General features: G+C 65.7%; 28 protein-coding genes, 1 tRNA gene and 3 pseudogenes. 12 read left to right on the forward strand and 20 right to left on the reverse strand.

From position 1 onward, the window contains the following. Positions 1-39 precede the first annotated feature (39 nt). Positions 40-129, forward strand: a tRNA-Ser gene (locus tag AACG61_RS04515). A 906-nt stretch (positions 130-1,035) separates the two neighbouring features. Here the strand turns inward: AACG61_RS04515 and AACG61_RS04520 are convergent. From AACG61_RS04520 to AACG61_RS04550, 7 genes are all read right to left on the reverse strand, one after another. After that, positions 1,036-1,743 (reverse strand): GAD-like domain-containing protein, encoded by a 708-nt coding sequence (locus tag AACG61_RS04520; RefSeq protein ID WP_411838827.1) that lies wholly within the window; start codon positions 1,741-1,743, stop codon positions 1,036-1,038. A gap of 2 nt (positions 1,744-1,745) precedes the next feature. Next, a complete protein-coding gene (locus AACG61_RS04525; RefSeq protein WP_411838828.1) occupies positions 1,746-3,644 on the reverse strand; it encodes a polymorphic toxin type 15 domain-containing protein in 1,899 nt (632 codons plus the stop codon). Then, entirely contained in the window at positions 3,641-4,684 is a 1,044-nt protein-coding gene (locus AACG61_RS04530) for a DUF4123 domain-containing protein (RefSeq protein ID WP_411838829.1), read from the reverse strand. Before AACG61_RS04530 ends, AACG61_RS04525 begins: the two co-directional genes overlap by 4 nt. A gap of 124 nt (positions 4,685-4,808) precedes the next feature. After that, positions 4,809-5,566, reverse strand: a protein-coding gene (locus AACG61_RS04535) for an IS5-like element ISPaes2 family transposase (protein ID WP_411837732.1) whose coding sequence is annotated in 2 segments (ribosomal slippage) — positions 4,809-5,242 and positions 5,242-5,566 — 759 coding nt in all. Because the reading frame shifts where the segments join, the coding sequence is not laid out codon by codon here. Positions 5,567-5,720: 154 nt separating this feature from the next. Further along, positions 5,721-6,281: a hypothetical protein gene (locus AACG61_RS04540; protein WP_411838830.1), complete on the reverse strand. Its 561-nt coding sequence runs from the start codon at positions 6,279-6,281 to the stop codon at positions 5,721-5,723. A 7-nt stretch (positions 6,282-6,288) separates the two neighbouring features. Next, positions 6,289-6,798 carry a hypothetical protein gene (locus AACG61_RS04545; protein ID WP_411838831.1) on the reverse strand — a complete coding sequence of 170 codons (510 nt, stop codon included), beginning with the start codon at positions 6,796-6,798 and terminating at the stop codon, positions 6,289-6,291. A 1-nt stretch (position 6,799) separates the two neighbouring features. Continuing rightward, a complete protein-coding gene (locus tag AACG61_RS04550) occupies positions 6,800-7,024 on the reverse strand; it encodes a hypothetical protein (RefSeq protein ID WP_411838832.1) in 225 nt (74 codons plus the stop codon). Positions 7,025-7,064: 40 nt separating this feature from the next. Between AACG61_RS04550 and AACG61_RS04555 the strand changes: the two are divergent. Continuing rightward, positions 7,065-7,558 (forward strand): annotated as a pseudogene (locus tag AACG61_RS04555) (IS5 family transposase); the annotation flags it as partial. A 60-nt stretch (positions 7,559-7,618) separates the two neighbouring features. Here AACG61_RS04555 and AACG61_RS04560 read toward each other — a convergent pair. Beyond that, positions 7,619-8,527, reverse strand: coding sequence for a BREX system Lon protease-like protein BrxL (locus AACG61_RS04560; RefSeq protein WP_411838833.1), 909 nt, complete (start codon positions 8,525-8,527; stop codon positions 7,619-7,621). Positions 8,528-8,567: 40 nt separating this feature from the next. Here AACG61_RS04560 and AACG61_RS04565 point away from each other — a divergent pair. Next, positions 8,568-9,325 (forward strand): IS5-like element ISPaes2 family transposase gene (locus tag AACG61_RS04565; RefSeq protein ID WP_411836744.1). Its coding sequence is split into 2 segments (ribosomal slippage): positions 8,568-8,892 and positions 8,892-9,325, totalling 759 coding nucleotides; the frame shifts between segments, so codons are not numbered across the junction. 42 nt (positions 9,326-9,367) lie between these two features. On the opposite strand, the pseudogene AACG61_RS04570 reads toward AACG61_RS04565, so the two are convergent. After that, a pseudogene (locus AACG61_RS04570) lies at positions 9,368-10,138 on the reverse strand (IS5 family transposase). Between the two features lie 354 nt (positions 10,139-10,492). On the opposite strand from AACG61_RS04570, the gene AACG61_RS04575 reads away from it, so the two are divergent. The 8 genes from AACG61_RS04575 to AACG61_RS04610 all read left to right on the forward strand — a co-directional run bounded on the left by AACG61_RS04575 (position 10,493) and on the right by AACG61_RS04610 (position 17,072). Next, positions 10,493-11,485: a LacI family DNA-binding transcriptional regulator gene (locus AACG61_RS04575; protein WP_411838834.1), complete on the forward strand. Its 993-nt coding sequence runs from the start codon at positions 10,493-10,495 to the stop codon at positions 11,483-11,485. Positions 11,486-11,554: 69 nt separating this feature from the next. Further along, positions 11,555-12,223, forward strand: coding sequence for an amino acid ABC transporter permease (locus tag AACG61_RS04580; RefSeq protein ID WP_411838835.1), 669 nt, complete (start codon positions 11,555-11,557; stop codon positions 12,221-12,223). 4 nt (positions 12,224-12,227) lie between these two features. Further along, the gene (locus tag AACG61_RS04585) at positions 12,228-12,881 is read left to right on the forward strand and encodes an amino acid ABC transporter permease (protein ID WP_411839461.1); all 654 of its coding nucleotides are present in this window, start codon (positions 12,228-12,230) and stop codon (positions 12,879-12,881) included. 24 nt (positions 12,882-12,905) lie between these two features. Then, positions 12,906-13,694 (forward strand): transporter substrate-binding domain-containing protein, encoded by a 789-nt coding sequence (locus AACG61_RS04590; RefSeq protein ID WP_411838836.1) that lies wholly within the window; start codon positions 12,906-12,908, stop codon positions 13,692-13,694. Between the two features lie 55 nt (positions 13,695-13,749). Further along, positions 13,750-14,481: an amino acid ABC transporter ATP-binding protein gene (locus AACG61_RS04595; protein WP_373946330.1), complete on the forward strand. Its 732-nt coding sequence runs from the start codon at positions 13,750-13,752 to the stop codon at positions 14,479-14,481. Beyond that, positions 14,478-15,398 carry a 2-hydroxyacid dehydrogenase gene (locus AACG61_RS04600; RefSeq protein ID WP_411838837.1) on the forward strand — a complete coding sequence of 307 codons (921 nt, stop codon included), beginning with the start codon at positions 14,478-14,480 and terminating at the stop codon, positions 15,396-15,398. The genes AACG61_RS04595 and AACG61_RS04600 overlap by 4 nt, the downstream gene beginning before the upstream one ends. A 1-nt stretch (position 15,399) precedes the next feature. Further along, on the forward strand, positions 15,400-16,329 hold the full coding sequence (locus AACG61_RS04605) for a sugar kinase (protein WP_411838838.1): 930 nt from the start codon (positions 15,400-15,402) through the stop codon (positions 16,327-16,329). Next, complete coding sequence (locus AACG61_RS04610; protein WP_411838839.1) at positions 16,326-17,072, forward strand: hydratase; 747 nt, start codon at positions 16,326-16,328, stop codon at positions 17,070-17,072. Before AACG61_RS04605 ends, AACG61_RS04610 begins: the two co-directional genes overlap by 4 nt. 96 nt (positions 17,073-17,168) lie before the next feature. Here AACG61_RS04610 and AACG61_RS04615 read toward each other — a convergent pair whose 3' ends face one another. Then, positions 17,169-17,552, reverse strand: coding sequence for a hypothetical protein (locus AACG61_RS04615; protein WP_411838840.1), 384 nt, complete (start codon positions 17,550-17,552; stop codon positions 17,169-17,171). A 78-nt stretch (positions 17,553-17,630) separates the two neighbouring features. Here AACG61_RS04615 and AACG61_RS04620 point away from each other — a divergent pair. Then, positions 17,631-17,966: pseudogene (locus AACG61_RS04620) on the forward strand (transposase); the annotation flags it as partial. Between the two features lie 332 nt (positions 17,967-18,298). On the opposite strand, the gene AACG61_RS04625 reads toward AACG61_RS04620, so the two are convergent. The 10 genes from AACG61_RS04625 to AACG61_RS04670 all read right to left on the reverse strand — a co-directional run bounded on the left by AACG61_RS04625 (position 18,299) and on the right by AACG61_RS04670 (position 25,198). Then, positions 18,299-18,940, reverse strand: coding sequence for an NrsF family protein (locus AACG61_RS04625; RefSeq protein WP_411838841.1), 642 nt, complete (start codon positions 18,938-18,940; stop codon positions 18,299-18,301). Continuing rightward, a complete protein-coding gene (locus AACG61_RS04630) occupies positions 18,937-19,566 on the reverse strand; it encodes a sigma-70 family RNA polymerase sigma factor (protein WP_411838842.1) in 630 nt (209 codons plus the stop codon). Before AACG61_RS04630 ends, AACG61_RS04625 begins: the two co-directional genes overlap by 4 nt. Next, positions 19,563-19,973, reverse strand: a complete 411-nt coding sequence (locus AACG61_RS04635; protein ID WP_411838843.1) for a thioredoxin family protein — start codon at positions 19,971-19,973, stop codon at positions 19,563-19,565. Before AACG61_RS04635 ends, AACG61_RS04630 begins: the two co-directional genes overlap by 4 nt. A gap of 17 nt (positions 19,974-19,990) precedes the next feature. Then, positions 19,991-20,701 (reverse strand): cytochrome c biogenesis CcdA family protein, encoded by a 711-nt coding sequence (locus tag AACG61_RS04640; RefSeq protein ID WP_411838844.1) that lies wholly within the window; start codon positions 20,699-20,701, stop codon positions 19,991-19,993. After that, on the reverse strand, positions 20,698-21,126 hold the full coding sequence (locus AACG61_RS04645; RefSeq protein WP_411838845.1) for a DoxX family membrane protein: 429 nt from the start codon (positions 21,124-21,126) through the stop codon (positions 20,698-20,700). The genes AACG61_RS04640 and AACG61_RS04645 overlap by 4 nt, the downstream gene beginning before the upstream one ends. Continuing rightward, positions 21,123-21,857 (reverse strand): putative DNA-binding domain-containing protein, encoded by a 735-nt coding sequence (locus tag AACG61_RS04650; RefSeq protein ID WP_411838846.1) that lies wholly within the window; start codon positions 21,855-21,857, stop codon positions 21,123-21,125. Before AACG61_RS04650 ends, AACG61_RS04645 begins: the two co-directional genes overlap by 4 nt. Then, positions 21,847-22,689, reverse strand: coding sequence for a DUF692 domain-containing protein (locus tag AACG61_RS04655; RefSeq protein WP_411838847.1), 843 nt, complete (start codon positions 22,687-22,689; stop codon positions 21,847-21,849). The genes AACG61_RS04650 and AACG61_RS04655 overlap by 11 nt, the downstream gene beginning before the upstream one ends. A 48-nt stretch (positions 22,690-22,737) precedes the next feature. Continuing rightward, the gene (locus AACG61_RS04660) at positions 22,738-23,022 is read right to left on the reverse strand and encodes a DUF2282 domain-containing protein (protein ID WP_411839462.1); all 285 of its coding nucleotides are present in this window, start codon (positions 23,020-23,022) and stop codon (positions 22,738-22,740) included. Between the two features lie 180 nt (positions 23,023-23,202). Further along, positions 23,203-24,048: a mechanosensitive ion channel family protein gene (locus AACG61_RS04665; RefSeq protein ID WP_411838848.1), complete on the reverse strand. Its 846-nt coding sequence runs from the start codon at positions 24,046-24,048 to the stop codon at positions 23,203-23,205. Position 24,049: 1 nt separating this feature from the next. Then, positions 24,050-25,198, reverse strand: coding sequence for a hypothetical protein (locus AACG61_RS04670; protein WP_411838849.1), 1,149 nt, complete (start codon positions 25,196-25,198; stop codon positions 24,050-24,052). Positions 25,199-25,438: the final 240 nt, after the last annotated feature.

Raw genomic sequence — 25,438 nt, forward strand, 5'->3', positions numbered from 1 at the left:
GCTTGCACCGCGCCGCGCGTCGGGCTAGACCCGCCTCACGGAGCGGTGGCCGAGTGGTCGAAGGCGCACGCCTGGAAAGTGTGTAGGCGGGAAACCGTCTCGAGGGTTCGAATCCCTCTCGCTCCGCCAAATTCCACGAACAAACCTTTCTCTCAGTTCGGCTCAGGCCGAATTTTGTTGTTTTATTCAAAGGTTATGTGGTTGCAGGTATGCACCGGCCCCAAGGCAAATCCGCTTCATCTTGCTCTCCAGCGGCCGAAATTCTCCACGGCTGATGACTGTGTCAAATCGGTAATCAGCCTATAGTGGTTTGAAAAGGTGAGGTGTTCTTACAGCGTCTCAGTTGTTGTATATGAGGGCCTTCAAGGGCTAATAGAACTGTAATCGAACAAATGCGGCCTGCATGCTTCTCAAGGGCGGCGAAGCTGCCTGCAACAACGCAGTGAATGCAGCCTGCACCGGCGCATCTCGCGATCAACCGACTATTTGTGAAGCATTCAGCGAGTGCCGGACCTTCGGGGATGTCGAGCGTAGAGGGCGGCATCTCTGTGTCGCGGCGCATCAGGAGCCACAGGATGAATAAGCGTCAATTGACGGTAGTGCAGCATCGCAGGCGTGTGATCCGACGCAAAGGGCAGAGAGCCGTCTGATCGCGGTGCGGCATAACATGGGTCTCAGGACGTAGGAGCGGACGTTCGTCGCCGACGCTGCATGGTCAAGGCTTGGCTGGTCGTAAAGGGTTTGACGCGGCCGCCCGGCCGTGCGTCAAGGTGGAGCAGCGCTATTCCGAAGCGACTATACCCGAGCTATTGCGATGGCTGGCGCGAACTCGGCATAGAAAGGTGCAAGATCGCGGTATACAGATACCAGCTAACACTGTAAGGACGTTAGCTGAACGATTGTCGTCGTATGCCGAGACGTCGATGCTGCTCCGCTTTGCAAGTCGTTATGCGGCCGGAAGGCTTCCGTCCGATTAGTATGGCAGATGATTTTGCAGGACATGTCGAGACAGCGTTCGGACGTCCGATTAAAGCGTCACTTCCTCAGCAATCCGGCCAAGGTCTCCTCCGCACCATCTCCGAACGCCAGGCGCGTGAGGTCCCGCATCGTCATCACGCGCGGCGGTGCGATCTCGGCCACCATCCTCAGATAGCTTGGCGCGTCCACGATCTGCAGGTCCTCGATCCGCATCTGGCCGCCGAGCGGGATGGCAGGAACCGGGGCGTAGATCTGGTTGTGACCAAGATCGCCTAGCTTGTCTTTCGCAGCGAAAAAAAGGCGGATGCTTTCCTCTTCGGAATCTTCATGGACATCCTCCGGCAAGGTTCTGACCAGAACAGCTTGGATGGCATCATTACCCTTACCCTCTCTGATTGCCGCACGGTCATCCTCAGCAGCCTCCAAAAGTGCATGAAAAAAAACGCTCGTGGTGAAAGCGCTGCCAGTCTTGATCCCAAACGCGTCCATGTTGCCGAATGCATCCATCCGAATGGCATAATAGCGATCAAGACCTCTGAACTTGCTGTCGCCGAGCCAAGCATCAAGAGCGCCCTCATAGTCCTTTGGATTGATCACCTGAAAGAACCCTCCAAGGAACTTGGAAAATCCTATCCGGTCCCAATAATCGAATAATATCGGTGGAAGTCCTGTGCCAACGAAAACACGAGATGCATCCGGCGCCGAGATAAAATCCACAGGCCGCCCATACTCCTTCTCGAACTCGTCAATCTCAGCTTCGCTCATGGTCAACTCCTACAAGGCGGCAAGTGAATGTTCAGCTTTGCATTCGCATCCAATCCGGCATGATCGACGGCGGCGTCAATGCGCGCAATTCGGCTATCGGGGTTCTGATAGTCGCCCCAACCGCCACCGATCGAGGAGTTTACTCCCGAATCCCCCACGCGACGGATACGATCATGGCCACCGGCGATCATATCCGGATCGTGCAACGCGGCCAGCTTGCTCATGAGCGTTTGGGTTCTTTGCACAGCGCGGCGTCGCCTTTCAATTGCTGTCAGTCCCGGATTGTTGATTCGCAAACTACGCTCGACGCTTTGCTCAATCGAGTTTGAAAGTCCACGCCGAGCCTGCTTCTGCGCCGCTCCATCGCTGACGCCATCCCGGCCCAACTCGTTATAGGCCTGCCTTGCGGTTCGGTATTCGCCGACGGTCAGGTTGTTCAGTCCGCGCTCCTGATCGGCCAGCTGGCGGCTGTATTCGCGGGCGATGCGGCGTTGCGCCAGGGGGTCGTCGGGCGCGCGGCGGCGGGCGTAGCCGGCGACATCGAAGCAGGGGCGCACCTCGAAGCGCGGCATCCGCTTCCTGACGATCCTGATGTTTGCGCCGTTCATGCCGAGGGTTCCGGGCTCGACGCGGAACTGCAGCTGGGCGAGTTCGTGGCGCAGGCGGACGATGCGGTCGCTGGCCTCGCGGGTGCCCATCGAGATCGCGCGATGCAGCCCCCGGCCGATCCGCGCCAGCGCCCCGATCGCGCTGCGGAAGCCGTCGAGGACGCGCAGCAGCACCGCGAGGCCCCGGGCGCCCGTCGCGGCGCGCGTCAGCTTGGCCGTCAGGACGGCGAACCGCCCCGCGATCAGCCCCGCGGTGGTGCCTGCCGAAAGCGCGCCGATCACCATCAGGATCAGCTCGATCAGCACCTCGGGCAGCAGAAAGCCCGAGGCCACGCCGAACATCTCGGCCCAGAAGTTGGGCACCATGTTCATCACCACCGCCATGCAGCAATGGAAGCTGTATTCGAAGGCGTTGGTCTCGCTGGCGATCAGCACCATCCGCTCGATCCAGTCCTGGCCGGTGGCCTTGACCCGGCGGAACAGCGCGCCGAACTCGCCCGGCAGCGCGCAGAGGCTGTCGACGGCCGCTTCGATCCTGTCGACGATGCCCGTGGCGAAGTTGCGCAGCGCCGCCATGATGGTCGGCAGGTGCTCGATCAGGTCCTTCGCCCCGCCGATCACGCTCTGCGCCGCGTCGGAAAGCCTGTCCCAGGCCCAGGACCCCAGCAGCAATCCCGGGCTGAGGCGCATATGGAGCGGCTGCGCCCCGTACCAGTCGGCCGCCTCCTGCGCCTTGCGGATCGCCAGCTGGCTGACCCCGCCCCAGAAGCCGCTCTCGCCGGACCACCAGGCCTGCAGGCCGCGGATCACCCCGTCGCGCTGCGCCTCGGCCACCGACAGGATGCCGCGCGCCTCCCACTGGCGGACCCAGGGCTGCAGCGCGCCGATGCCGGTGTCGCGAAACCGCGTCAGGGCCGCGCCCAGCTCGGCCATGGCCGCATCCGCCTCGGCATCGCCGGCGCGCTCGGGCACCAGATCGACATCGACGCGGCCCGGCCGCACCTCCGCCTGGCGGAACCGGCCCAGCTCGGCCAGAGGGGCGGTCTCCGCGTCGCCATCCGTCAGGCCATAGCTGGCAAGGCCGCGGGTCCGCGCCGTCCGGTCGATCACCACGCCGCCCGCATCGGCGATGCGGATCGGCGCCCCGGTCAGCTGGGTGGCCCACCGGTCGCTGTAGCACGCCTCGACCGCGACCCAACCCGCGCAGGGCTTGGTCAGGCCGTCCACCGAGCCGGTGAAGCCATAGGCGCTGGCCTGGGCGCGGGCCGCGATCTGATCGGGGGACCGGGTCATGCGTCCCCCTCGAAGGAGGCGATGCCGCGGGGCAGCAGACCCTGCCGGTCCAGCACCTGCAGCCGCGCCTGGATGCGCCGGAAGCGCCCGTCCTCGTCCAGGGTCGAGCTCAGCGTCTGCACCAGGATCCCCTCCGGATCACGGATCTGCGTCAGCGGGCCGTAGAACAGCTCCCACGCCGCCAGCATGTAGATCAGCGGCAGCCGGGTAAAGCGCAGATCGCGCGACCGGCGGATCGACGCGCCCACATGGTCGCGCAGGTCCCGCAGCGGAACCGCCGCCAGCTCGGTCGCGAAATCGCCGCGCAGCGCGCGCGCCATGTCGCGGATGCGCCGCCGCCGCATGGCCTCCGACAGCAGCACCCCCAAGCGGCCGTCCAGCGCCGGCACCGGAACCGGACCCTCGGGCGGGGCCGCGGGCAGATGGATCGCCGCACCGTCGCCGTCGCGATCCAGGCCGATGACGTCAAGGATCTGCCAGGGCTGGCCGACGGCCAGGAAGCTGCGGGCGATCACCTCCTGGTCGCGGTCCGCCGACAGGATGTCGACCATCAGATCCGGCTGCCAGAAGCGGAAGAGGACGAGCCTGCCGCCATCCGGCAGCTGCGTGAACCGGCGCAGATGGCGGTGCAGCATGTGCATGTCGCCCCGGCTGCGCAGGAACAGCGCCGCCTCCGCGTCCCAGAGATCGCGCGGCGCCGCGGAGCGCGTGAACAGCCGGCGCAGCAGGTCCGCGCCCTCGTCCAGCTCGACCAGCCAGGGCGCGGTGGCGCCCAGCTCTTCGGCCGCGCGGCCCTTGAACAGGCACAGATGCGGCAGGCCCGAGGCTGCGAGCGTCTCCTCGACATCGGGCACCTTCGCGCCGTCGAGAACCGCAAAGAGCCGCAGCGGAGGCGCATCATGGCCCATGGCAGGGTCCTCCGCGCCCGGTGCCTGCGGCGCGAAGAGATGCCGGCGAAGCATGTCAGGAACGGTCCTTCGCGGAAATGCACCGATCTGGCGGTCCAGCGGCTCGATCCCGGACAGGCGGATGACGCGCATGGCAGGCGCGTCCGCATCAGGCCCCTCCCCCGGCGCCCGCCCGCTCAGCGTCCAGATGTCCGAAGGCCGATCATGCGTGTTCGTCATCAAATCAGTCCGAACTAGGCTCCAGACTCATTGAGTTTCACAGCCAGAACAAGACGGTTGCGGCGAGCATAATAGCTGAGAAGAACGTTTCCGGGCAGCGGTCATAACGGGTTGCGACGCGCCTCCAGTCCTTCAGACGCCCGAACATGATTTCGATGCGGTTACGCCTTTTGTAACGCCGCTTGTCGTATTTGACGACCTTCTTGCGGGACTTCCGTCCGGGGATGCAAACCTTTATCCCCTTGTCTTTCAACGCGTCTCTGAACCAATCAGCGTCGTAGCCCCTGTCGGCCAGAAGCCACCCAGCCTTCGGCAGGCTGCCCAGCAGCGCCGCCGCGCCGGTGTAATCGCTGACCTGGCCGGCCGACATGAAGAACCCGATCGGCCGCCCGTTGGCATCGGCGACAGCGTGCAACTTGGTGTTCATACCGCCTTTGGTGCGCCCGATCTGGCGCCCGCGCCCCCCTTTTTCACCCCAAGGCTTGAGGCCGTGCGGTGTGCCTTGAGATAGGTCGCGTCGATCATGATCGTCTTGTGCTCGGCGCTCTCGGCGGCAAGGCCGACCATGATCCGGGCAAAAACCCCGTTGTCGCTCCAGCGCTTCCAGCGGTTGTAGAGGGTTTTGGCCGGGCCGTATTCCTTCGGCGCGTCACACCACCGCAACCCATTGCGATTGATGAAGATTATGCCGCTGAGGACACGGCGATCATCGACGCGGGGCTTGCCAGGGCTTTTGGGAAAGAACGGTTTCAGACGCTCCATCTGGGCGTCGCTCAGCCAGTAAAGATTACTCATCGATCAGGTCTCCTTGAGGAGCCTGAATCACGCGAAAAGCATGAAATCAATGGGTCTGGAGCCTAGATCGAAGGTCGTCCGGATTGTCTCGTAGTTCGGATCGCTCGACAGTTCCACCGATAAAGCTTCCGCTCTGCACCAGTCGAAAATTGAGCTATTCTTCATCCGAATTTTGAGCCGCATAATAGGCTTGAAGTTCTTGCTGAGTTGGCCCTTCTCCGGTGCGCGCACAGAAATCATCAAACCATGCTTCGATGACGGAAGGCGCGACTTCTTCCAATAAGAATTTCCGCAGCAGGTGGGCGATAACTTCTTGCGCGACATCTCCCATGTCGGCACGAAAGCATAGCTGATCAATCTCATCATCGGGGCCGCTGATCCCCCGTCGGGACATGTAGGCGACAATGGACGGGAAACACGCCAACTTATCAAGGCTGTCGCGGCATGCGGGTTGTGCCTCGGCGTTTTCCAACAGCGTCACTTTCGCGCCCCGTCGGAGAGACGGAATCCAGAAGTCGATCATGAGAGGGTCGCCGAAAGCCTCGTCATCCCGCTCGGTTGCCTGCAAAGGGAGAGCTTTGGTGGAGACCTCCTCGCCCAATGCTTCACGGGCAAGAGCTGCCCAATATAATTCCAACATAAGAAAAGACGCGTCGTTGTCGCGAAAGTCGCTGAACGGAAAGAGCGGATGCGCTGTAATTTCGGAAAGCTTCACATCGTCCTCATGTAATGAAGTTGGGAGAGCAGCCGTAGCTGTCCACATCGAAGCGATCATTGCCCCGCTGCCCGCCAGTCCCGTAGAAACTCTTCTGCCCGAGATAACCGCCCGGAGGGCGTCTTGAAATCCAGGTGTTTGCCTGAGCGTGAGCAGAAGACAGGGTCCTTGCCTGTCCTCTGCTCAGCATGGCAAAGGTCGCTGCGGACAATCCAAGCCCTTCGACCACGATCACGGGGGAGGTTGGCCTTACGATAGGTGGTGCGCCGAGTGTCGCGCCTCCTCGGCCGCCGATGACGTTGCCCTGCGCATGAATTCGCACGGACCACGGCCGGTCACAGGATCTGCGTGCCGTATCCGTCTGGGTGCCTGTGGTCGGCACAGTGATCGCATTGCTTTGTGTGTTTTCGTAGATCAAATAACCCGCCGCAAGCGTCCCCAAGCCAAGAAGGCCATACGCGACCCATCCGGGAGGCCCACCCGCCAAAAGTGGTGCCCCGGCGACCATCGTTCCCATATCACCCCTCCTTCTGAATGCGTGCAATCATGGTGTAAGCCAGCGACAATTGCCGCACCTTTGCCTGCGGAGCGAGAAAAGGGTTTCGCGTCACATAGTGGAATGCCGGTTCGGTCAGAATATTCACTCTCGTTAGGTATATGATTGAAAGCAAGGCTGCAGCATCCGCCGGCGACCGAATTCCCAGACGCTCCATTTGCCTAGGCTCCAGACCCATTGATTTCATGCTTTTCGCGTGATTCAGGCTCCTCAAGGAGACCTGATCGATGAGTAATCTTTACTGGCTGAGCGATGCCCAGATGGAGCGTCTGAAACCGTTCTTTCCCAAAAGCCATGGCAAGCCCCGCGTCGATGATCGCCGTGTCCTCAGCGGCATAATTTTCATCAATCGCAATGGGTTGCGGTGGTGTGACGCGCCGAAGGAATACGGCCCGGCCAAAACCCTCTACAACCGCTGGAAGCGCTGGAGCGACAACGGGGTTTTTGCCCGGATCATGGTCGGCCTTGCCGCCGAGAGCGCCGAGCACAAGACGATCATGATCGACGCGACCTATCTCAAGGCACACCGCACGGCCTCAAGCCTTGGGGTGAAAAAGGGGGGCGCGGGCGCCAGATCGGGCGCACCAAAGGCGGTATGAACACCAAGTTGCACGCTGTCGCCGATGCCAACGGGCGGCCGATCGGGTTCTTCATGTCGGCCGGCCAGGTCAGCGATTACACCGGCGCGGCGGCGCTGCTGGGCAGCCTGCCGAACCCGGATGCCGTTCGGATCGCCGTCGAGGAGGAAGATGTTTATTGACCGGGGTTTCATTCAGAGCACCTAGTCGTGCAGTGCTTTGCGAAGCGCATCAGGCGCGTCAGAGTAAAACAGTACCTGGACTTTAGTCGCCACATCGTCCGAAAGGTCGATCAGGGCTCTACGACTAGAGACCGGCAAAAGCGCAGCGTTTGCGCCTTTTTCCATGGCTAGTTCGACGACGTCGATAGGGTTATGAACCGGTTCAATAGTGCCGCCGAGGGTGATGCCGCCAGCGATCACGAGCCCCCCCTTCAGCGGTTTGCCGAGGAGCGCGGACGATAGCGCGACGAGGACGCCGACGCCAAGCTGTTCGCCGCTCTTCGCTGCATCGAAGGACCTGAGCTGCAAAGCAAATTCATGCTCGCGCGGATTGCGCTCACCGACGAGCTCTCGCGACCTCGCGTAAAGGTTCTGTTCAGCAATGCGCGCGCTTTCACGGAACGGACCTGGAGGTGATTGGTTCAAGATGCGGACGCCGCCGCCGGTGCTCTCCGTAACCTCGATGCGAAACAGTCCGGTGCTTTCGTCTTGGCCGCCCGGGCTGATCGCCCAGACCTGACCAGCAGGCAAAGGATCGGAGCCGATGCTGTCCTCGCTCTGCAGCTCCGGGGTCGAGACAAATTTCTCAACGCCATCCAAGCCCATCGCATAGCTGAATTGCGTGTTCCGGAACTCGGTCGAGCCGATACGTTTCTGCTGCTCTTTCACGCGACGACGCACTTCAAGGGCGAGGCGCACCGCCCATTCGAGATCCTCGTCTGACACGGCGACTGTTGGATCCGGATAAAGAAGCTTCAAAAGACCTGAGACGGTTTTGTTGACTGCGTTTTGATCACGGCCGGACAGGGCACCACCAAAATGTACCCGCCCTTGGAGCGTGTTGACGCGGCTTTGAGAGCGAAGCCTAGGCTCCAGACCCATTGATTTCATGCTTTTCGCGTGATTCAGGCTCCTCAAGGAGACCTGATCGATGAGTAATCTTTACTGGCTGAGCGACGCCCAGATGGAGCGTCTGAAACCGTTCTTTCCCAAAAGCCATGGCAAGCCCCGCGTCGATGATCGCCGTGTCCTCAGCGGCATAATTTTCATCAATCGCAATGGGTTGCGGTGGTGTGACGCGCCGAAGGAATACGGCCCGGCCAAAACCCTCTACAACCGCTGGAAGCGCTGGAGCGACAACGGGGTTTTTGCCCGGATCATGGTCGGCCTTGCCGCCGAGAGCGCCGAGCACAAGACGATCATGATCGACGCGACCTATCTCAAGGCACACCGCACGGCCTCAAGCCTTGGGGTGAAAAAGGGGGGCGCGGGCGCCAGATCGGGCGCACCAAAGGCGGTATGAACACCAAGTTGCACGCTGTCGCCGATGCCAACGGGCGGCCGATCGGGTTCTTCATGTCGGCCGGCCAGGTCAGCGATTACACCGGCGCGGCGGCGCTGCTGGGCAGCCTGCCGAAGGCTGGGTGGCTTCTGGCCGACAGGGGCTACGACGCTGATTGGTTCAGAGACGCGTTGAAAGACAAGGGGATAAAGGTTTGCATCCCCGGACGGAAGTCCCGCAAGAAGGTCGTCAAATACGACAAGCGGCGTTACAAAAGGCGTAACCGCATCGAAATCATGTTCGGGCGTCTGAAGGACTGGAGGCGCGTCGCAACCCGTTATGACCGCTGCCCGGAAACGTTCTTCTCAGCTATTATGCTCGCCGCAACCGTCTTGTTCTGGCTGTGAAACTCAATGAGTCTGGAGCCTAGTGTCCAGCCCCATTCTTCATCAAAGCCGGAACTTGACCGTTGTGGCGCGGGCGACGGCGGAGAGGAAGGTCCTCGCACATCTGTCATAGCTTGTTGCGACCCTGCGCCAGTCGTTCAGCCGATCGACCATGATGTCGATGCGATTACGGCGGTGATAGAGCCGATTATCGTGGCGAACGGCCTTGCCGCGCGACTTCCTGCAGAGGTGCATGGACGTATCCCGTTGTCTTTCAACGCATCTCGGAACCAGTCGGCGTCGTAACCCCGATCCGCAATCATCCAATCGGCAGCGAGCAGACTTCCCAGCAAGGTGGCGGCTCCGGTGTAGTCGCTGACCTGACGCGCGGCCATGAACGACTCCAGCGGACGACTTTCGGCGTTGGTGACGGCATACAGCTTGGTGTTCAGGCCGCCCTTCGTGGGGCCTATAAGGCGCCCGCGTTGGTCTTCGGCCCGCCGGTTTTCACACTTAGGCTCGACGCCGTGCGGTGCGCTTTCACAGGTAAGTCGCGTCGATCATGACGGTCTTCCGCTCGGTGTTTCCGGAGGCCGGTCCCTCCGTCATACGAGCAAAGCCCCCCACGTCACTCCACCGCCTGCAACGATCGTAGAGGGTCTTCGGAGGGCCATGCTCTCGCGGTTCATAGCACCGCCGCATACCATTGCGACTGGTGACAATTACGCCGCTCAGCACAGGCCGATCGTCGATACGCGGCTTGCCGTGGCGCTTTGGAAAAAACGGCCTCAACCGCTCCATCTGCTCGTCGGTCAGCCAGAAAGGATTGCTCATCATCAACGCCGCTAGTTCGGGAGTTTGAATCACGCAGGCTGCGCGGATCCAAGCCGATCAATGGGTCCTGACCTCGGTCGATCGCGGCGCCACAAGTGTGCGGCACGGGAGAACTGCGCCTCCACGTGATGCGGGATATCCGTGCCGCACGACGCTCACGCCGCGTTTCCTCCAACGCGGTCATCCTTGCGGATAACGACCTCAAATGATCCTTGTCAGTGGTGCTCCGCTCCTGCCTCCTCCAGATTGAGATTAGACTGTTGCGCGAGCGACGATATCAACGTCGTCCCTGGACCCGACAGCCAGATGAGCCTCAACTGTGGGAGATGCGCCATGAGCACAAAGCGACCGACCTTGGAGGACATAGCCCGGGTCGCGGGCGTGTCGCGTGCGACTGTTTCCCTGGTCGTGCGACAATCTCCTCTCGTGGCCGAACACACGCGGATGATGGTCGAACGGGTCATGGCGGACCTCGACTATGTCCGAGACATCGGCGCCGCCCGGTTGCGCAACAACAGCAGTCGGACAGTCGGCGTGATCGTGCCTAATCTCGTGAACTCGTTCTTCACCGAGTTCTTGACCGGCGTCGAGCAGGTGATGCGGGCTCAGGACCGCGTCGTGCTGCTGGCCAACAGCGAGGATGACCCGCATCGCCAGGACGAGATCCTGCAGCGATTTCGGGGTCATGGCGTGGACGGGGTGATCCTTTGCCCTGCCGCCGGAACGGATGCGGCGCTGCCGGCGCGGATGCAGCGGTGGGGGTTGCCCATGGTGCAGGCGCTGCGCGAGGTCGGCGCGCAACAGACGGACTACGCGGGCGCCGACTATGTCGCGGGGGTTGGCCTGGCGCTTCAGCATCTTTCGGATCTGGGGCACCGGCGCATCGCCTTTCTGTCGGTGCGCGCGATGACCTCGGCCAAGGCGGAGCGGCTTGAGGGCTTCTCATCGGGTTTGTCCCGGACCGGTGCCATCGATGCGGGGATCGTGGAGGCCGACTTGACGTGGGAGGGTGCAGCTCTCGCAGCCGATGAGGTTTTGGCCCTGCCGTCGCGACCAACCGCCGTCCTGTGCTTCAACGACGTTCTGGCGGCCGGGCTCATGTTGGGGCTGCGCCGTGCGGATCGTCAGCCGGGACGGGACATCGCCGTGGTCGGTCTGGATGATCTGCCGCTGGCGGAACTGACCTATCCGCCGATGAGCAGCGTTGCCATGCGCCCGGCGGTGATCGGCGCAGAGGCTGCGCAGCTGCTGACCACGCGGCTGGCAGAGCCGGGGCGCCAGATTGAACGGTTCCTTCAGGCCCCCGCGCTCATGGTGCGCGAAAGCTCCGGGAAAAAAATCGTTTGACACATCGGCCTAGCTGCGTTTTAGATCGTTCTAAATCGTGAGAACGGACACATCCGCAGGGGAGGGCAGATGTATCGCTTCAACTTTCAGCCGGTGTTCGACAATCTGGACATGCTGGCCCACGGGGCGTGGCTGACGGTCCAGCTGTCGTTCTTGGCCATGGCCATCGGACTGGTCGTGTCGGTCTTGGGGGCGGTCGCCAAGACGTCCGGTATCAAGCCCCTGCGCTGGATCGTCGATGCCTATGTCGAGGTGATCCGCAACACGCCCTTCCTGATCCAGATCTTCTTCATCTTCTTCGGCCTGCCCGCCCTGGGCATCAGCATGTCACCCAATACCGCGGCCCTCGTGGCGCTGGTGGTCAATGTCGGCGCCTACGGGACGGAGATCATCCGCGCAGGCATCGAATCGATCCCGCAGGGCCAGATCGAGGCGGGGCGCGCCCTGGCCTTGTCCCCCGTGCAGATCTTCCGCCACGTCGTGCTGAAGCCCGCGCTGCGCAACATCTATCCGTCGCTGACCAGCCAATTCATCTACCTGATGCTGACCTCCAGCGTGGTGTCGGTCATCTCGGCGACCGACCTTGCGGCGGTGGGGGCGGACCTGAACGCCCGCACCTTCGCCAGCTTCGAGATCTATCTGGTGCTGACGGCCCTGTATTTCCTGCTGGCCTTGGGCTTCTCGACCCTGTTCGCGATGCTGCGGCGGGTGTTCTTCGATTATCCGGCGGGGCGCTGACATGATCCGTGAGTTCTCCTCCGCCGACGTGCTGTTCATCCTGATGGCCATTCGCTGGACGCTGATCCTGTCGCTCATCGCCTTCGCAGGCGGCGCGGTGGGGGGCATGGCGCTGGCCCTGGCGCGCACGTCGCAGGCCCGGGCGCTGCGCTGGATTTCGATGGCCTTCATCCAGGTCTTTCAGGGCACGCCCCTGCTGATGCAGCTGTTTCTGGTCTATTTCGGGCTGGCCGTGCTGGGCCTGCCCATCGACCCGCTGCTGGCCGCCGCCGTCGCGCTGACCCTGCATGCCAGCGCCTTCCTTGGCGAGATCTGGCGCGGCGCCATCCAGGCCGTCCCGCAGGGCCAGTCCGAGGCCGCGACCGCGCTGGCCCTGTCCTATGGCGACCGCATGCGCCATGTCGTGCTGCCGCAGGCCATGCGCACCGCCACCGCGCCCACGGTCGGGTTCCTGGTGCAGCTGATCAAGGGGACGTCGCTGGCCTCGATCATCGGCTTCACCGAGCTGACGCGCGCGGGCCAGATCGTCAACAACGCGACCTTCCAGCCCTTCCTGGTCTTCGGCACGGTCGCGGCGTTCTACTTCATTCTGTGCTGGCCGCTGTCGCTGCTGGCCCGGCGGATGGAGGCGCGGATGCGCCTGGCCGTCACGCGCTGAGTTTTCACCGAGGAGGAGGATACCATGACACTGACCCGTCGCCTGTTCGCGGCCCTGGCCGCCACGACCCTTCTGGCCGCACCGGCGCTTGCCGCCGACCTTCAGGCGGTCCGCGATGCCGGCACGATCCGCGTCGGCATGCTGGTCGACTTCCCGCCCTTCGGCATCCAGGACGCCTCGGGCACGCCGGACGGCTATGATGCCGATGTGGCCAAGGCCCTGGCCGAACATCTGGGCGTCGAGGCGCAGATCGTGCCCGTGACCGGCCCGAACCGCATCCCCTATCTGCTGTCGGGTCAGGTCGACGTGCTGGTCGCATCGCTCGGGATCACCGCCGAACGGGCCGAGCGCGTCGATTTCTCGATCCCCTATGCGGGCATCGCCATCGGCGTCTACGGCGGCACCAACGTCGCAGTCGCGGGACCGGAGGATCTGTCGGGCAAGTCGATCGCCGTAGCCCGCGCCTCGACCCAGGACACCGGCGTAACCGAGGTCGCCCCCGAGGGGACCGAGATACGCCGCTTCGACGACGACGCCACCGCCGTGCAGGCGCTGATGTCGGGGCAGGTGCAGAGCATCGGTCTGTCGAACGTGGTCTTCTCGCAGATCTCGGGCGTGGCGGGCGACCGGTTCGACAAGAAGTTCGACCTGTCCAGCCAGGTGCAGGGCATCGCGGTTGCGCCGGATTCGGACGCCCTGCTGGAGGAGATCAACGCCTTCGTCACCGCCGCGCGCGAGGACGGCACGCTCGACACCATCCATGAGAAATGGCTGGGCGAGCCGCTGCCCGACTTCGTCAAGACCGCCCAGTGACCCGGATGCGCCCGGCCCACGCGGCCGGGCGCCCTTGCGCCCCAGGGGAGCCCCGATGACCGAACATGCCATCACCATGCGCGCCGTCAACAAGTATTACGGCGCCTATCACGCGCTGGTCGATATCGACCTGACCGTCGACCGCGGAGAGCGGATCGTGATCTGCGGCCCGTCCGGGTCGGGAAAATCCACCCTGATCCGCACCATCAACCAACTGGAGACGATCCAGTCCGGCCAGATCGTCGTGGACGGCATCGCGCTGTCGGGGGCCGAGAACGTGGCCAAGGTCCGCCGCGATGTCGGGATGGTCTTTCAGTCCTTCAACCTGTTCCCGCACATGACCGTGCTGGAGAACTGCATGCTGGCGCCCATGAAGACCCGCAAGGTCCCGCGCGCCGAGGCCGAGGCCACCGCGCGCCAGTATCTGGAGCGTGTCCGCATCCCCGAACAGGCCGACAAGTATCCCGCCCAGCTGTCGGGCGGCCAGCAGCAGCGCGTGGCCATCGCCCGCGCCCTGTGCATGAAGCCGCGCATCATGCTGTTCGACGAACCGACCAGCGCGCTCGACCCGGAGATGGTCAAGGAGGTGCTGGATACCATGATCGACTTGGCCCGCGACGGCATGACCATGCTCTGCGTCACGCATGAGATGGACTTCGCGCGCGCCGTGGCCGACCGGGTGATCTTCATGGATCGCGGTGCCATCGTCGAGGAAAACGCGCCCGAGCCCTTCTTCACCAACCCGCGCAACGAACGTCTGCAGGCCTTCCTGGGGCAGATCGCATGAGCCGTCCCACGATCCTGGCGCTGGCCACGCTGAAGCCTGCGGCGATGCAGGATCGGCTGTCCGCCGAATACGACCTGCGGACCACCATTGAGGACGCCGCCGGGGCGCGGATCGTTCTGACCTCGGGCGCCTTGGGGCTGTCGGCGGCGCAGATGGCGCGGCTGCCCGCCCTGGAGCTGATCGCGGTGAACGGCGTCGGCGTCGATGCCGTCGACCTGGCCGAGGCGCGCCGCCGGGGCATCCGCGTGACCACCACGCCCGACGTGCTGTCCGATGCGGTGGCCGAGATGGCGCTTGGCCTGGCCCTGGCCGTCGGGCGCCGCATCGCCGAGGGCGACCGCTTCATCCGCGCCGGGTCCTGGGCCGCGGGCGGCAAGCCGGCTTTGGGCCGTCCGGTGATCCGGGGCAGGGCAGGGATCCTGGGTTACGGCCGCATCGGGCGCAGCCTGGCCGATCTGCTGCGCGGGCTGGGGATGGAGGTTCTCTACACCGCGCGCAGCGAAAAGCCCGATGCGCCGGACGCGTTCCGCCCCGATGCGCAGGCGCTGGCGCGCGACTGCTCGTTGCTGTTCGTGACCGCCGCCGGCGGATCCGAGACGCGGGGTCTGGTCGATGCCGCCGTCCTGGAGGCGCTTGGCCCCGAGGGCATCGTGGTCAACGTCGCCCGTGGCCCGGTTGTGGATACCGCGGCGCTGGTCAATGCGCTGCGGGCCGGCACCATTGCGGGGGTAGGGCTCGACGTCTTCGACGACGAGCCGTCCGTGCCGCCCGCGCTGATCGAGGCGCCGAACTGCGTGCTGACCCCGCATCTGGGCTCGGCCACCGATGCGGCCCGCGCCGCCATGGCCGCGCTGGTGCTGGAGAATATCGCGGCGCATGTCGCGGGCCGCCCGCTTCCCACCCCTTATGAGGCCTGACATGGAATTCCTCTGCATCGGCGAACCGCTGGTCGAGTTCACCGCCGATCCGGCGACGCCGGGACGCTTCGACCGCCGCGCGGGCGGCGACATGCTGAACACGGCCGTCTATCTGTCCCGGCTTTGCGGCCCCGGCACGGTGGGCTATCTGTCCCGCCTCGGCGATGACGCGATGAGCGGCTTTCTGAGGGCCTCGCTGGCCGAGGAGGGCATCGCCGATCTGTGTGCGACACAGCAGGGCGGGCGTCCCGGCCTCAGCTTCATCACCACCGACCCGGAGGGAGAGCGCAGCTTCACCTATTGGCGCGACCAGTCGCCCGCCCGCCGCCTCTTCGCGGTGCCCGAGGAGCGAGCCACGCTGGACGGGGCGGGCACGCTGGTCCTGTCGGGAGTGACCTTGGCGATGCTGCTGCCCGAGGGGCGCGAGGCGCTGCTGCAGGCGTTGGAGCGCTGCCGGTCGCGGGGAGCGCGCATCGTTCTGGACACGAACTACCGCCCCGCGCTCTGGCCTGATGCGGGGGTGGCACGGGCGGTCATCGGCCGGGCCGCCGGGCTGGCCACGCTGGTCCTGCCGTCGCTTGACGACATGGCGGCCTGCTTCGGCGTCGCCGACCCCCTTGCGGCGACGCGGCGGCTGATGGCGCTGACCGAGGCCGAGATCGTCCTGACCACCGGCGGCGACGCGGTCATCCACCGCGCGGCAGGGGGGGAGGGCATCGACCGCTGGCCCCTGCCGCCCCGCCGCGTGGCCGTCGACACCACCGGCGCGGGCGACAGCTTCAACGCCGGCTGGCTGGCGGCGCGCCGGGCCGGTGCGGCGCCAGCCGACGCCATCGCCCGCGCGGCGGCCCTGGCCGCGCAGGTCGTCCTTCATCCCGGCGCGATCCTGCCGCGCCACGCCATGCCATCGCCCGAGGAGACTGCCGCATGACCCCAATCTTCGACGCCGAGGCCGCCGCCCGGGTGCTTCTGGAGGTGCGCGACGGTGGCGCGCGCCCTGTGGGGCTGCCTGCCACGCCCCCTGATCCCGAGGCCGCCTATGCCGTCCAGGCCTCGGTCATGCGCCAGTCGGCCGGACCGGCCAGTTGGAAGATGGCACTTCTGGCGGGTCGCGACCGGCACGCCGCCGCCATGCCCGCAAGCGAGGTCGTGGCCAGCGGTGCGACGCTGGCACCGCTGCCCGCCGAAGCGGCGATCGAGGTCGAGACGGCCTTCGTCCTCGGTGCCGACCTGCCGGCCGGCAGCACGCCCGAGGCCGCGCTTGCGGCCGTCGCCGAGGTGCGGCTGGCGTTCGAGATCGTGTCGTCGCGCTATCGGGACCGGACCGTCGTCCATCCGCTGGAGGCGATGGCCGACTGCTTCAACTCGGCGGGGATCGTGCTGGGCGATGCCATTCCCGACTGGCAGGACTGGCTGAAACGGCCGCTGGACCTGACCCTGTCGCTTGACGGCCAGCCCGTCCCGGCGATCGAGCAGGGCGCGACCCTGTCGCAGACTGCCGATTTCTTGGCCTGGCTTTCGACCCTTGCGGCGGATATGGGCCTCCCACTGGTGGCGGGGACGGTGATCATCTCAGGCGCCCGCATCGGCCCGATCCCTCTTGGCGGCGCCCGCGAGGCAACGGCCAGCGCAGGCTCGGTCACGGTCGGCGCGTCATTCTCGGTTGCCGCATAGCTTGGGTCAGGTGGCGGGTCTCGAGAGAAGGATGTGCCGGCCTGTGGGTTTCCGTTCCTCTGGACTGACTGGTCGCCTGTGGCGTTGCGCTCGCAGTTAACGACTGCCTCTATTTCCTGAATTACCTGCCTTCGCCGGGCGGCCGGACGTCCGCATCATCCAAAGGGACGGCACGCCCGCTTTTCCGGTCACGAAGTCGGCCCAGTCCTGCATCATCGGCCGCCGCTTTTTCAGGAGGTCTTCGCGCTTAAAGGCGGCTTTGAGGGGAGGCAGGCCGTGAGCCAGAGCAAACGCGATCGTATCCGGCTGGTAGCAACCCCGTAACCGCGCCCATCCCTTGAAGCTGGATCGGGCGCCGTGGCCTGTGATGGAGGCATCGAAGCACTTGAGCAGGCCAGACGCGGCATCTTTCGAGATGACGCCGCCTTTGCTTCGAGGCTTCGAGAAAAGACATCCATCACCACCGGAAAGGATCGTCATGTTGTCCACGACGGTCGCAGTTCGGCGGCTGACCGGGACGCGGTGACCCGATCCTTCCTCACAAGATCCGTTGGGGTCGTCATGACGGCGGGCCAAGTCGGCGACGACACCGGCGCGGCGGCGCTGCTGGGCAGCATGCCCTTCGCCGGATGTCTGACAGCAGACCTGGGATGCGATGCCGACCGGTTCGGGGAAGCGTTGAGAGACAAAGGGATACGCTGCTGCATCCCGGGCCGAAAGTCGCGCGGCAAGGTCGTCCGCTATGACAAGCGCAGATGCAAGAGACGCGACCGGATCGAGATTATGGTCGGCAGGCGGAACGACTGGCGCTGCGTTGCAACGCGCTACGACAGGTGTCCGAAGGTCTTCCTCTCCGCCATCGCTCTCGCCGCAACCGTCCTGCTCCAGCTTTGATGATCAACGGGTGTGGAGACTACACCCACCAGCGGCCTCGAGCCGCCCATGGCGGTCAATCACCCGCCGTGGTCTGCTTCAACACCATCAAAACCGACCGGCAGGTGCAGGCAGTAGCGTAAACAACCCGAAAAACTGTCCAAGGATCGGAGAGCAACTCAACTGCCGGCCCCTGCCGCGCGGCGGTCGACAGCATCGGGATGGGCGACTGGCGCGACCCGGGCCTGTCGGTGGCACGTTGGGCCGATGCGGCCCCCGCCGACGCCATCGCCCGCGCTGCGGCCTTTGCCGCGCATGTCGGCCGTCATGCGCAGGATGGCACGCCCCCTTGTCTACCAGCGCAGGAAATGGCGTCCGGCAGCGCCGCCACCGACCGCAGCGGCAAGGATCGCGGCTCCATACCAGGTGGTGAAGAACAACGGCGAATCCTCGGTGCAATGGAGCGCATAGCCTGCAGCGGCTCCGGCGGCCGATGACACGCCGATCATCGCTCCCGTGAATGCCGGGTGCGGCGAGGCTCCGCTGCGGAAGAGCACCAGCCCGACCACGGTCGCAGGCAGGGACAGTGCCGTGATCGACAGCAGACAGGCGGCCGCGCTGCTCCCGATGAGCTCGGGCATGACAGGTCCGGACGGCAACTGGATCAAGCGTGCCACGAACAAGGCCAGGGCGGCTGCGACAGGCAAGGCCAGCAAGCTGCGCCGCAGGGACCGCGCAGGGCGCGTCGACCGCACGGCCAGCGTCAGGGCCACCAGCCCCAGGGCGAGGGGCAGCAGGGTCTTGGCCGCGACCGTCGGCCGGGCAAGGGCGTGAACCAGGTCCGCCCGCGGCCCGAAGAGCAGCATGAACAGGCCAAGCGCGATCCCGACGCTCGCCAGCATCGGCAGCACGAGGCCCCAGGCCCCGAGCTGCGGTGGCGGCGGGCTGGCCGCGAGGGTGCGGATGAGGTCGTCGGTCGAGGGGCGATGCGTCATGTCATCCTCCTTGCCAGGTCGGCCAGGCGTTTCATTGCCCGGTGCAGGGCGACGCGCGCCGTTCCGGGAGAGACGCCCAGGCCAGCGGCGGCGTCTTCGGTGCTTTGCCCCTCGAGCCGGACGGCCCGCACCAGCGCGGCGGAACGGGCGTCGATCATGCCCAGCATCCGCTCGGCGTCGCGTGCAGCCAAGGGGGCGGGGCCGGGATCGGCGGCCAGGATCTCGGCGACGTCCTCGAGCGGCAGATGCAGGCGTCGTCCCCGCTTGCGAAAGGCGTCGACGATCTTGTATCGGGCCACCGCGTAGAGCCAGGGACGCACGGGCGCATCGCCGTCCCATGTGCCGCGTTTGAGATGGATCGCCAGCAGCACCTCCTGCAAGACATCCTCGTGCTGATCGGGGGGCAGGTTGCGGCCGCGGGCGCGGATCATCCGACGCAGGGGCGGCGTCACCTCGGTCAGGAACTGCCGGAAGGCCGCGCCATCGCCCTGATTGGCGCGGCGCATCAGCTCGTCCCAGATGGGGTCCTGATCCAGCGTGGCCTCCTTGCGATGCGGCGCAAGTCTAGCCTCGCGCCCGGGGTCGGGGCAATGCCGACCGACCGCGGGATCCGCGGCGAGGGTCACGCCAAGGACGCACGAAGGGCGGTGTCAAGCAGCGCCGCGATCTGGGCACGCCCGGTCCCGGCGACGATGCGCCCGATCTCGGCCTGACCATCCAGCGCCACCAGGGTCGAGCGGCGTGGGATCGCCAGGGCGCGCGCCAGCTCACCCCGGCCATGCCGGTCCCAGTCCACCGTGATGAAGCGGATGTGCCGCGCATAGTCCGGGTTCCCGGCCTTCAGCGCAGCGAGGACGCGCTGCTGGGCCGCGCAGGTGCTGCACCAGCTGGCCCAGAAGTCGAGGACGACGACCTCGCCAGAAGCCATCGCGGCTTCGGCCAATCCCGGCGTGTAGAACTCGCGCGTTTCGGCCAGGGCGGCAGGTGCAAGGGCCAGCGCAGCGGCCGAGGTCATCAGGGTGCGACGGTTCATCGTGGTCCTCTCTTTGGTCAAAGGCTAACGGAAAGGTCGATCAGCCAGGACGGCAGCGCGTCGATCAGCCGGGCTTCGATCCGGTGGTGCAAGCCGGTCACGATCATCAGGCCCACGGCGATGAAGGCCAGCCCCAGGGCGGGGCGGGCACGGGCTGCGAACAGCGACATCCGGCCTGCGTTGCGCCGCAGCCAGCCGCGCAAGCCATAGGCGCCTGCGACGATCAGCGTCGAGACGCCGAGGGCAAATGCCGCCATCGTCGCGCCGGCCTGCCCAAGACCCTGGCCGGCGCTGGCCAATCCGATGGCCGCGCCGAGCGTCGGGCCGATGCACGGGCTCCAGACCGCCCCCAGAAGCGCACCGCCGACAAGCGCGTGCCCGATGCCGCGGCCCCGAGGCATGCGGCCGTTGGCCGCGACCGCGATCCCGGCCGTGGCGGTGGCAAAGCGCCGCCCCAGAGCCGGACTGACCAGCACCATGCCGAAGACCAGCATGACCAGAGCCGCGACGCGCGCCACATCCTCGGGGTAGAAACCGACAGCGGGTCCGACCGCGGCGACCCCGAGGCCCAGAAGCACGAAGGACAGCGACATCCCGGCAGCCAGCGCCAGCGGCCCGCGCGCGTCTGCGCCGAGGCTGGCCGTCAGCACGATCGGCAGGACCGGCAGAACGCAGGGGTTGATCAGCGTCAGGAGGCCCGCGACATAGGCCAGTAAAAGCGTCGTCATCGCATCCGCGCCTCCAGGCCTGCCCAGTGGTCCAGCGACAGCCGTCCCGGCCCGTGAACGGCCAGCGCCAGAAGCGCCGCCGCCCAAAGACCATGCGTCAGCCAGGCACCCGGATACACGAAGACCTGGATGACCGCGGTCATCATCAGCAGCCCGATGGCCGACAGCCGGGTCAGCAGCCCCAGCACCAGCAGCACCGGCAGGACATGTTCGGCCAGCGTCGCGGCCACCGCTGCCCAGGCAGAGGGGATAAGCGGCAGCGCGTATTCATGCTCGAACAGGAACCAGGTCGAGTCCTTGATGGTGAACCCGTCCACCTTGGTGCGGCCCGACTGCCAGAAGACGACCGCGGGAAACAGGCGCAGCATCAGCGCAGGCAGGTCGGCGGGAATGCGTGCGGGCAGGGCGTTGAGGCGGGTGATCATTGGCGATGTGCTCCGACGATTGCGCCCTTGGCCATCAGCGCCGCCAGCTGTGGAACCGGATCACGGGCAGGACAGAAGGACGCGGCGGCGGCCACGGTGGCGCCCGCAAGCAGCGCCTCGATGAACGCGGCCTCGGCGGAGGAGATGGCCGCGACCGGGACGGCATGGGACGGGTCGCGCAGGATCAGCGCGGTCTCCCGGTCTTGGGGGAGGGGCAGAGGCGTCGCGCCAGTCTGGTTCCGCGCCCAGATCGACACTGCCGGATGGTCCAGCCGCAGAACGAGCACGGACGGGTGAAGCGTCAGCCGCAGCAGCGCCGGGTCGGCGTCGGTCAGGGCGGCAAGATCGACGGGCGTCGCATCGGCGGCATGGAACGCCCTGCCGCGCGCGTATTCGATGCGGGCGACATCGGCCATGAAGGGCCATCCGGACAGCGGGGCAAAGCCACCGAGGAAACCGGCGAATCCCGCGCCCCATTCCGCCAGGACCGGGGTCCTGGGTGGGTCCGCCGCCAGGTAGACCTGCGCGAGGCCTGCGAAGAACTCGGGTCCCACCAGCCGCTCGATCACCGGAAAGCGCCGCGCCAGCGCCTGCCCGAGACTTGTCGCGACATTGTTGCGATAGACCGCGAAGCGGCGTGCGACCTCGGACGGGTCGGCAGCGGTGATGCCGGGCGGCAGGTGTCCGGCACGCAGCGCGTCGCGGAACGCGGGCTGGATGTCACGCTGCATCGCGCCCGACCTGTCTCAGGAGGCCATCGGCACGGGCAAGCTCGGCCGCAAGGATCGGCCAGTCCGGCACGTGGTTGTCCCATTCGACCAGGGTCGGGACGGCGCCGATGCGCGCGATGACCTCGGCGTAGAGCGTCCAGACGGGATCCGCCACCGGCGCGCCGTGACTGTCGATCAGCAGCGGCCCCGAGGGCAGATCCTCGGCATCGTGGCCGCCAAGGTGGATCTCGCCGACGGCATGCATCGGAAATTCCGCCAGGTAGGCGCGCGGGTCGAGGCGATGGTTCGTGCAGGAGACGAAGACGTTGTTGACGTCGAGAAGCAGCCCGCAGCCTGTCCGCCGTGCGATGGCCGCCAGGAATTCGGTCTCGGGAATGGTCGACTGCTCGAACATGACGTAGGTCGCCGGGTTCTCCAGCAGGATCCGACGGCCCAGGAATGCCTGCACCTGATCGACATGGGCGCTGACACGATCCAGCGTTCCGGATGTGTAGGGCAGGGGCAGCAGATCGTTCAGGTATTCCGTGCCGTGGCTCGACCATGCGAGATGTTCCGAAAAGCTCTCGGGTTGATACCGGTCACAGAGCAGCCTCAGCCGCGCCAGATGGGCGTCGTCCAGCGGCCCCGTGCCGCCGATCGACAGCCCGACACCGTGGATGGAGACCGGGAAATCCTGCCGCAACGCGGTAAGCTGCGCATGCGGCAGCCCGCCCGCCCCCATGTAGTTCTCGGCGTGAACCTCGAGGAAGGCCGGCGGATGCGGGTCCTGCCGGATCGCGTCGAAATGCTGTGGCTTGAAACCAAGGCCGGCCCGTGCTGGCAGCGTCGTCATGGCATCCTCCCGGGATGGGCGCGCAATGGCTGCGCGCCCCTGATTGCATCAGGCAGGCAGGTCACGCTCCAGCGGCTCGAGCGCGGCTTCGCGTGCCATGCCGTCCGCGGCGGCCGGCAGATCCATCGAAAGGCAGGTTCCGGTCGGGACGAGCGTCCAGGCATTTCCCTGGTAATCCACGGTCGAGGTGCCGGCGCAGGTCGTGCCGGGCCCGGCGGCACAGTCGTTCTGCCCTGCCAACGCGACGCCGTAGCACTTCTCCATGTCCTGCGCCGCGGCGGCGTTTGCTCCCAACGCTCCCACGGCACATGCCAAAGCCGCGCCGAAGGTCATGCGGGACGTCAATGCGGTCATGTTCTTTTCTCCCTGTCACGGAAGGCGGAAACACCTTCCTGTTCCGTAATCGGAGCCTGTCGGCGTCGCGTTACACAGGTCGAAGAAAAAAGACCGGACGGCCCGGATCGCGCCCGGCACCGGCCCGTGGCCGCGTCCCGCAGCGCGCCGGCCGCATCGTCACCCGGCGGCGTCGGCCTGTCCCGGGCCGGTCGGTTCGGGCATGATCCCGACGCTTGCCGGCTCATACCCCGCGGCGTGGATCGCCTTGCGCCCGCGGATGGTCATGTCGCTGATGAACTGGAACTGGTCCCGCATGTCGAACGGATAGGCGCGGATCTTGTAGTGGGTGCCCCATGGCTCGTCCTTCAGGACCACCAGCACGGGGTGGTGATAGTCGAGATAGGCGCTGGTCAGCGCGACATCCTGAAGGGCCGAGCGGATCCGGGCCGGGTCATGGGCCACCGCGACGAAGAACTCGGCCACGCATTGCAGCGTCTTGGCGCCGTCATTGCCGTTGGAGATGTTGGACGACCAGATAACGTTGTGCGGGGCGGTGATCATGTTGTCGTCGGCGGTCTTCAGGGTGACGGCGCGCAGGCCGATCCTCTTGACCTCTCCATAGTCGCCGTCGATGGTCACCCAGTCCCCGGGGCGATAGGGTTTCTCGAAGACGGCGACGATCCCGGCGATGAGGCTGCTGACGTAATCCTTGAACGCAAAGCCGATCGCGACGCTGGCGGCCCCTGCGATGACCAGGAAGTTCTGGACGGTGATGTTGAAGATGATCGGCAGGATCCAGACGATCGCCACCGCGGTCATCACCAGCCGCGCGATGGGCACCGCTCCCAGAAGGTAGAGGCGGGCATGGGCCGGCCCGTTCGCCGCCAGATAGGGCAGCACCCGCCTGACCGCCCAGATGGCCAGCCAGGTGCCGAGGATGATCAGGGCCACCTTGGAGAAGCTGATGTCCTGAAAGTCGTTCAGCAGCCGCAGCGCGCTGTCCCGGTTGTTGTCGCCATCCATCTCAGATCCCTCCCACGGACATGCCGGCCGCCTGCAGTTCGGCGCGCACGACCGGATAGGCCTCGGCCCGGACGAACAGCGCGTCACCCTCCTGCGCGATGAGGCCCGCCATCATCAGTCCGGCCGGCGCGACGGTCTCTCCGACCAGCGGCAGGACGGAGGCCAGATCCTCGATCGACATCCGTCCATGCAGGATCAGCGCATGCAGGATCAGCAGTGCCTCCCGCCGGCGTTCGGCGGGAAGCGTCAGCTCGTCCGGGGCGGTCACCCACAAGGTGTTACCGGCCTCCGGGACGGACGCATCCCCGTCGCTCCTGTGCAGCATTCGGCGCCACATGTGCCAGGCGACCCAGGGAACGCCCAAGCTCCTGGCGGCCAGGGTGCGGAACAGATCGGTCTCGACATCCGTGAAATCGTCCCCGAACAGGTCGGTGCCGTCATCGGACAGGCGGAAACGGAACTCCCGCGTGTCGTCATCGCGCGCAAGCTCCCTGAACCAGTTCCGCAACCGGACACCGTCCATGGGGGCAAAGCACAGGGGGCGCGCCGCAATCATGTCGATGCCGGCTGCCTTGGACAGATAGGCCCAGGTCCAGGCGTTGCACGAGATGACGACGCGCTGCCGCCGGCGCGTCAGGGCCGCGATCAGCGCGCGGATGCCCGCCAGGCCGTCGGCGCGCCGGAGGTGCCAGAACTCAAGACGCGGAACGACCAGAAGCGCGTTCGGGTCGTCGGGCAGCCGTTCCAGCCGGACCAGGGCGTCGGGGACGTCACGGGGATGGTCCACGCGCAGGATCTGATGGCCGATGCTTTCGGCCCAGACCCCCAGGACATCGCCATCCTGACAGGGAGGCAGGACGATGGCCTTGATCCGTTCGGCCTTGGGCGACTGCGCCAGCCATTCCGCGATCGACGTCTGCAGCTCGGCCAGAACGGGGCCGCAGGCCGGAGGGGCCACGACCTGATCCAGACGCCGAAGGGTCGCGCGCCGCAGCTGATCGTCGGGAATGACCGACGTCCTGGTCGGGCGCAGCCACGTGAGGAGCCGGCGCCACAGGACCCGAAACCATTCGTCGGCGGGCAGTGCAGGGCAGACATAGTCGGCAACCGGGATCAGGCCACGATCGGCCTGGCGCATTCTGTCATTCACGCGGGCACTCCGTGGCATGGAACATCATCAGACCAGACGCATAGGGCAATTTCCGTGCCATCGGAACAGCCTGCGTTCCGGCCGGTCGCATCTGCCGCATGAAGGGCAAGGCGGATCCAGTCATGCCGGGGCATGCCGGTCAGGAAATCCGGCGCCGCAGACGCATCGACGTCAGACTTGACCGGCTGCAGCCTGAGCGGCAGATGGCGATGCGTCGCCCGAAGCCTCCTTGCTGCACCC

Source organism: Paracoccus sp. ME4 (assembly GCF_046736325.1).
Lineage (GTDB): Bacteria > Pseudomonadota > Alphaproteobacteria > Rhodobacterales > Rhodobacteraceae > Paracoccus.

Coding starts and splice junctions, on each gene's coding strand:
- AACG61_RS04625 (WP_411838841.1), bottom strand. CDS start 18,940: ATGACGCATCGCCCCTCGACCGACGACCTCATCCGCACCCTCGCGGCC.
- AACG61_RS04645 (WP_411838845.1), bottom strand. CDS start 21,126: ATGATCACCCGCCTCAACGCCCTGCCCGCACGCATTCCCGCCGACCTG.
- AACG61_RS04610 (WP_411838839.1), top strand. CDS start 16,326: ATGACCCCAATCTTCGACGCCGAGGCCGCCGCCCGGGTGCTTCTGGAG.
- AACG61_RS04600 (WP_411838837.1), top strand. CDS start 14,478: ATGAGCCGTCCCACGATCCTGGCGCTGGCCACGCTGAAGCCTGCGGCG.
- AACG61_RS04590 (WP_411838836.1), top strand. CDS start 12,906: ATGACACTGACCCGTCGCCTGTTCGCGGCCCTGGCCGCCACGACCCTT.
- AACG61_RS04550 (WP_411838832.1), bottom strand. CDS start 7,024: ATGAAATCAATGGGTCTGGAGCCTAGGCAAATGGAGCGTCTGGGAATT.
- AACG61_RS04580 (WP_411838835.1), top strand. CDS start 11,555: ATGTATCGCTTCAACTTTCAGCCGGTGTTCGACAATCTGGACATGCTG.
- AACG61_RS04640 (WP_411838844.1), bottom strand. CDS start 20,701: ATGACGACGCTTTTACTGGCCTATGTCGCGGGCCTCCTGACGCTGATC.
- AACG61_RS04530 (WP_411838829.1), bottom strand. CDS start 4,684: ATGCGCGTCATCCGCCTGTCCGGGATCGAGCCGCTGGACCGCCAGATC.
- AACG61_RS04655 (WP_411838847.1), bottom strand. CDS start 22,689: ATGACGACGCTGCCAGCACGGGCCGGCCTTGGTTTCAAGCCACAGCAT.
- AACG61_RS04665 (WP_411838848.1), bottom strand. CDS start 24,048: ATGGATGGCGACAACAACCGGGACAGCGCGCTGCGGCTGCTGAACGAC.
- AACG61_RS04635 (WP_411838843.1), bottom strand. CDS start 19,973: ATGAACCGTCGCACCCTGATGACCTCGGCCGCTGCGCTGGCCCTTGCA.
- AACG61_RS04545 (WP_411838831.1), bottom strand. CDS start 6,798: ATGGGAACGATGGTCGCCGGGGCACCACTTTTGGCGGGTGGGCCTCCC.
- AACG61_RS04650 (WP_411838846.1), bottom strand. CDS start 21,857: ATGCAGCGTGACATCCAGCCCGCGTTCCGCGACGCGCTGCGTGCCGGA.
- AACG61_RS04615 (WP_411838840.1), bottom strand. CDS start 17,552: ATGACGATCCTTTCCGGTGGTGATGGATGTCTTTTCTCGAAGCCTCGA.
- AACG61_RS04595 (WP_373946330.1), top strand. CDS start 13,750: ATGACCGAACATGCCATCACCATGCGCGCCGTCAACAAGTATTACGGC.
- AACG61_RS04605 (WP_411838838.1), top strand. CDS start 15,400: ATGGAATTCCTCTGCATCGGCGAACCGCTGGTCGAGTTCACCGCCGAT.
- AACG61_RS04560 (WP_411838833.1), bottom strand. CDS start 8,527: ATGAAATCAATGGGTCTGGAGCCTAGGCTTCGCTCTCAAAGCCGCGTC.
- AACG61_RS04525 (WP_411838828.1), bottom strand. CDS start 3,644: ATGACCCGGTCCCCCGATCAGATCGCGGCCCGCGCCCAGGCCAGCGCC.
- AACG61_RS04660 (WP_411839462.1), bottom strand. CDS start 23,022: ATGACCTTCGGCGCGGCTTTGGCATGTGCCGTGGGAGCGTTGGGAGCA.
- AACG61_RS04520 (WP_411838827.1), bottom strand. CDS start 1,743: ATGAGCGAAGCTGAGATTGACGAGTTCGAGAAGGAGTATGGGCGGCCT.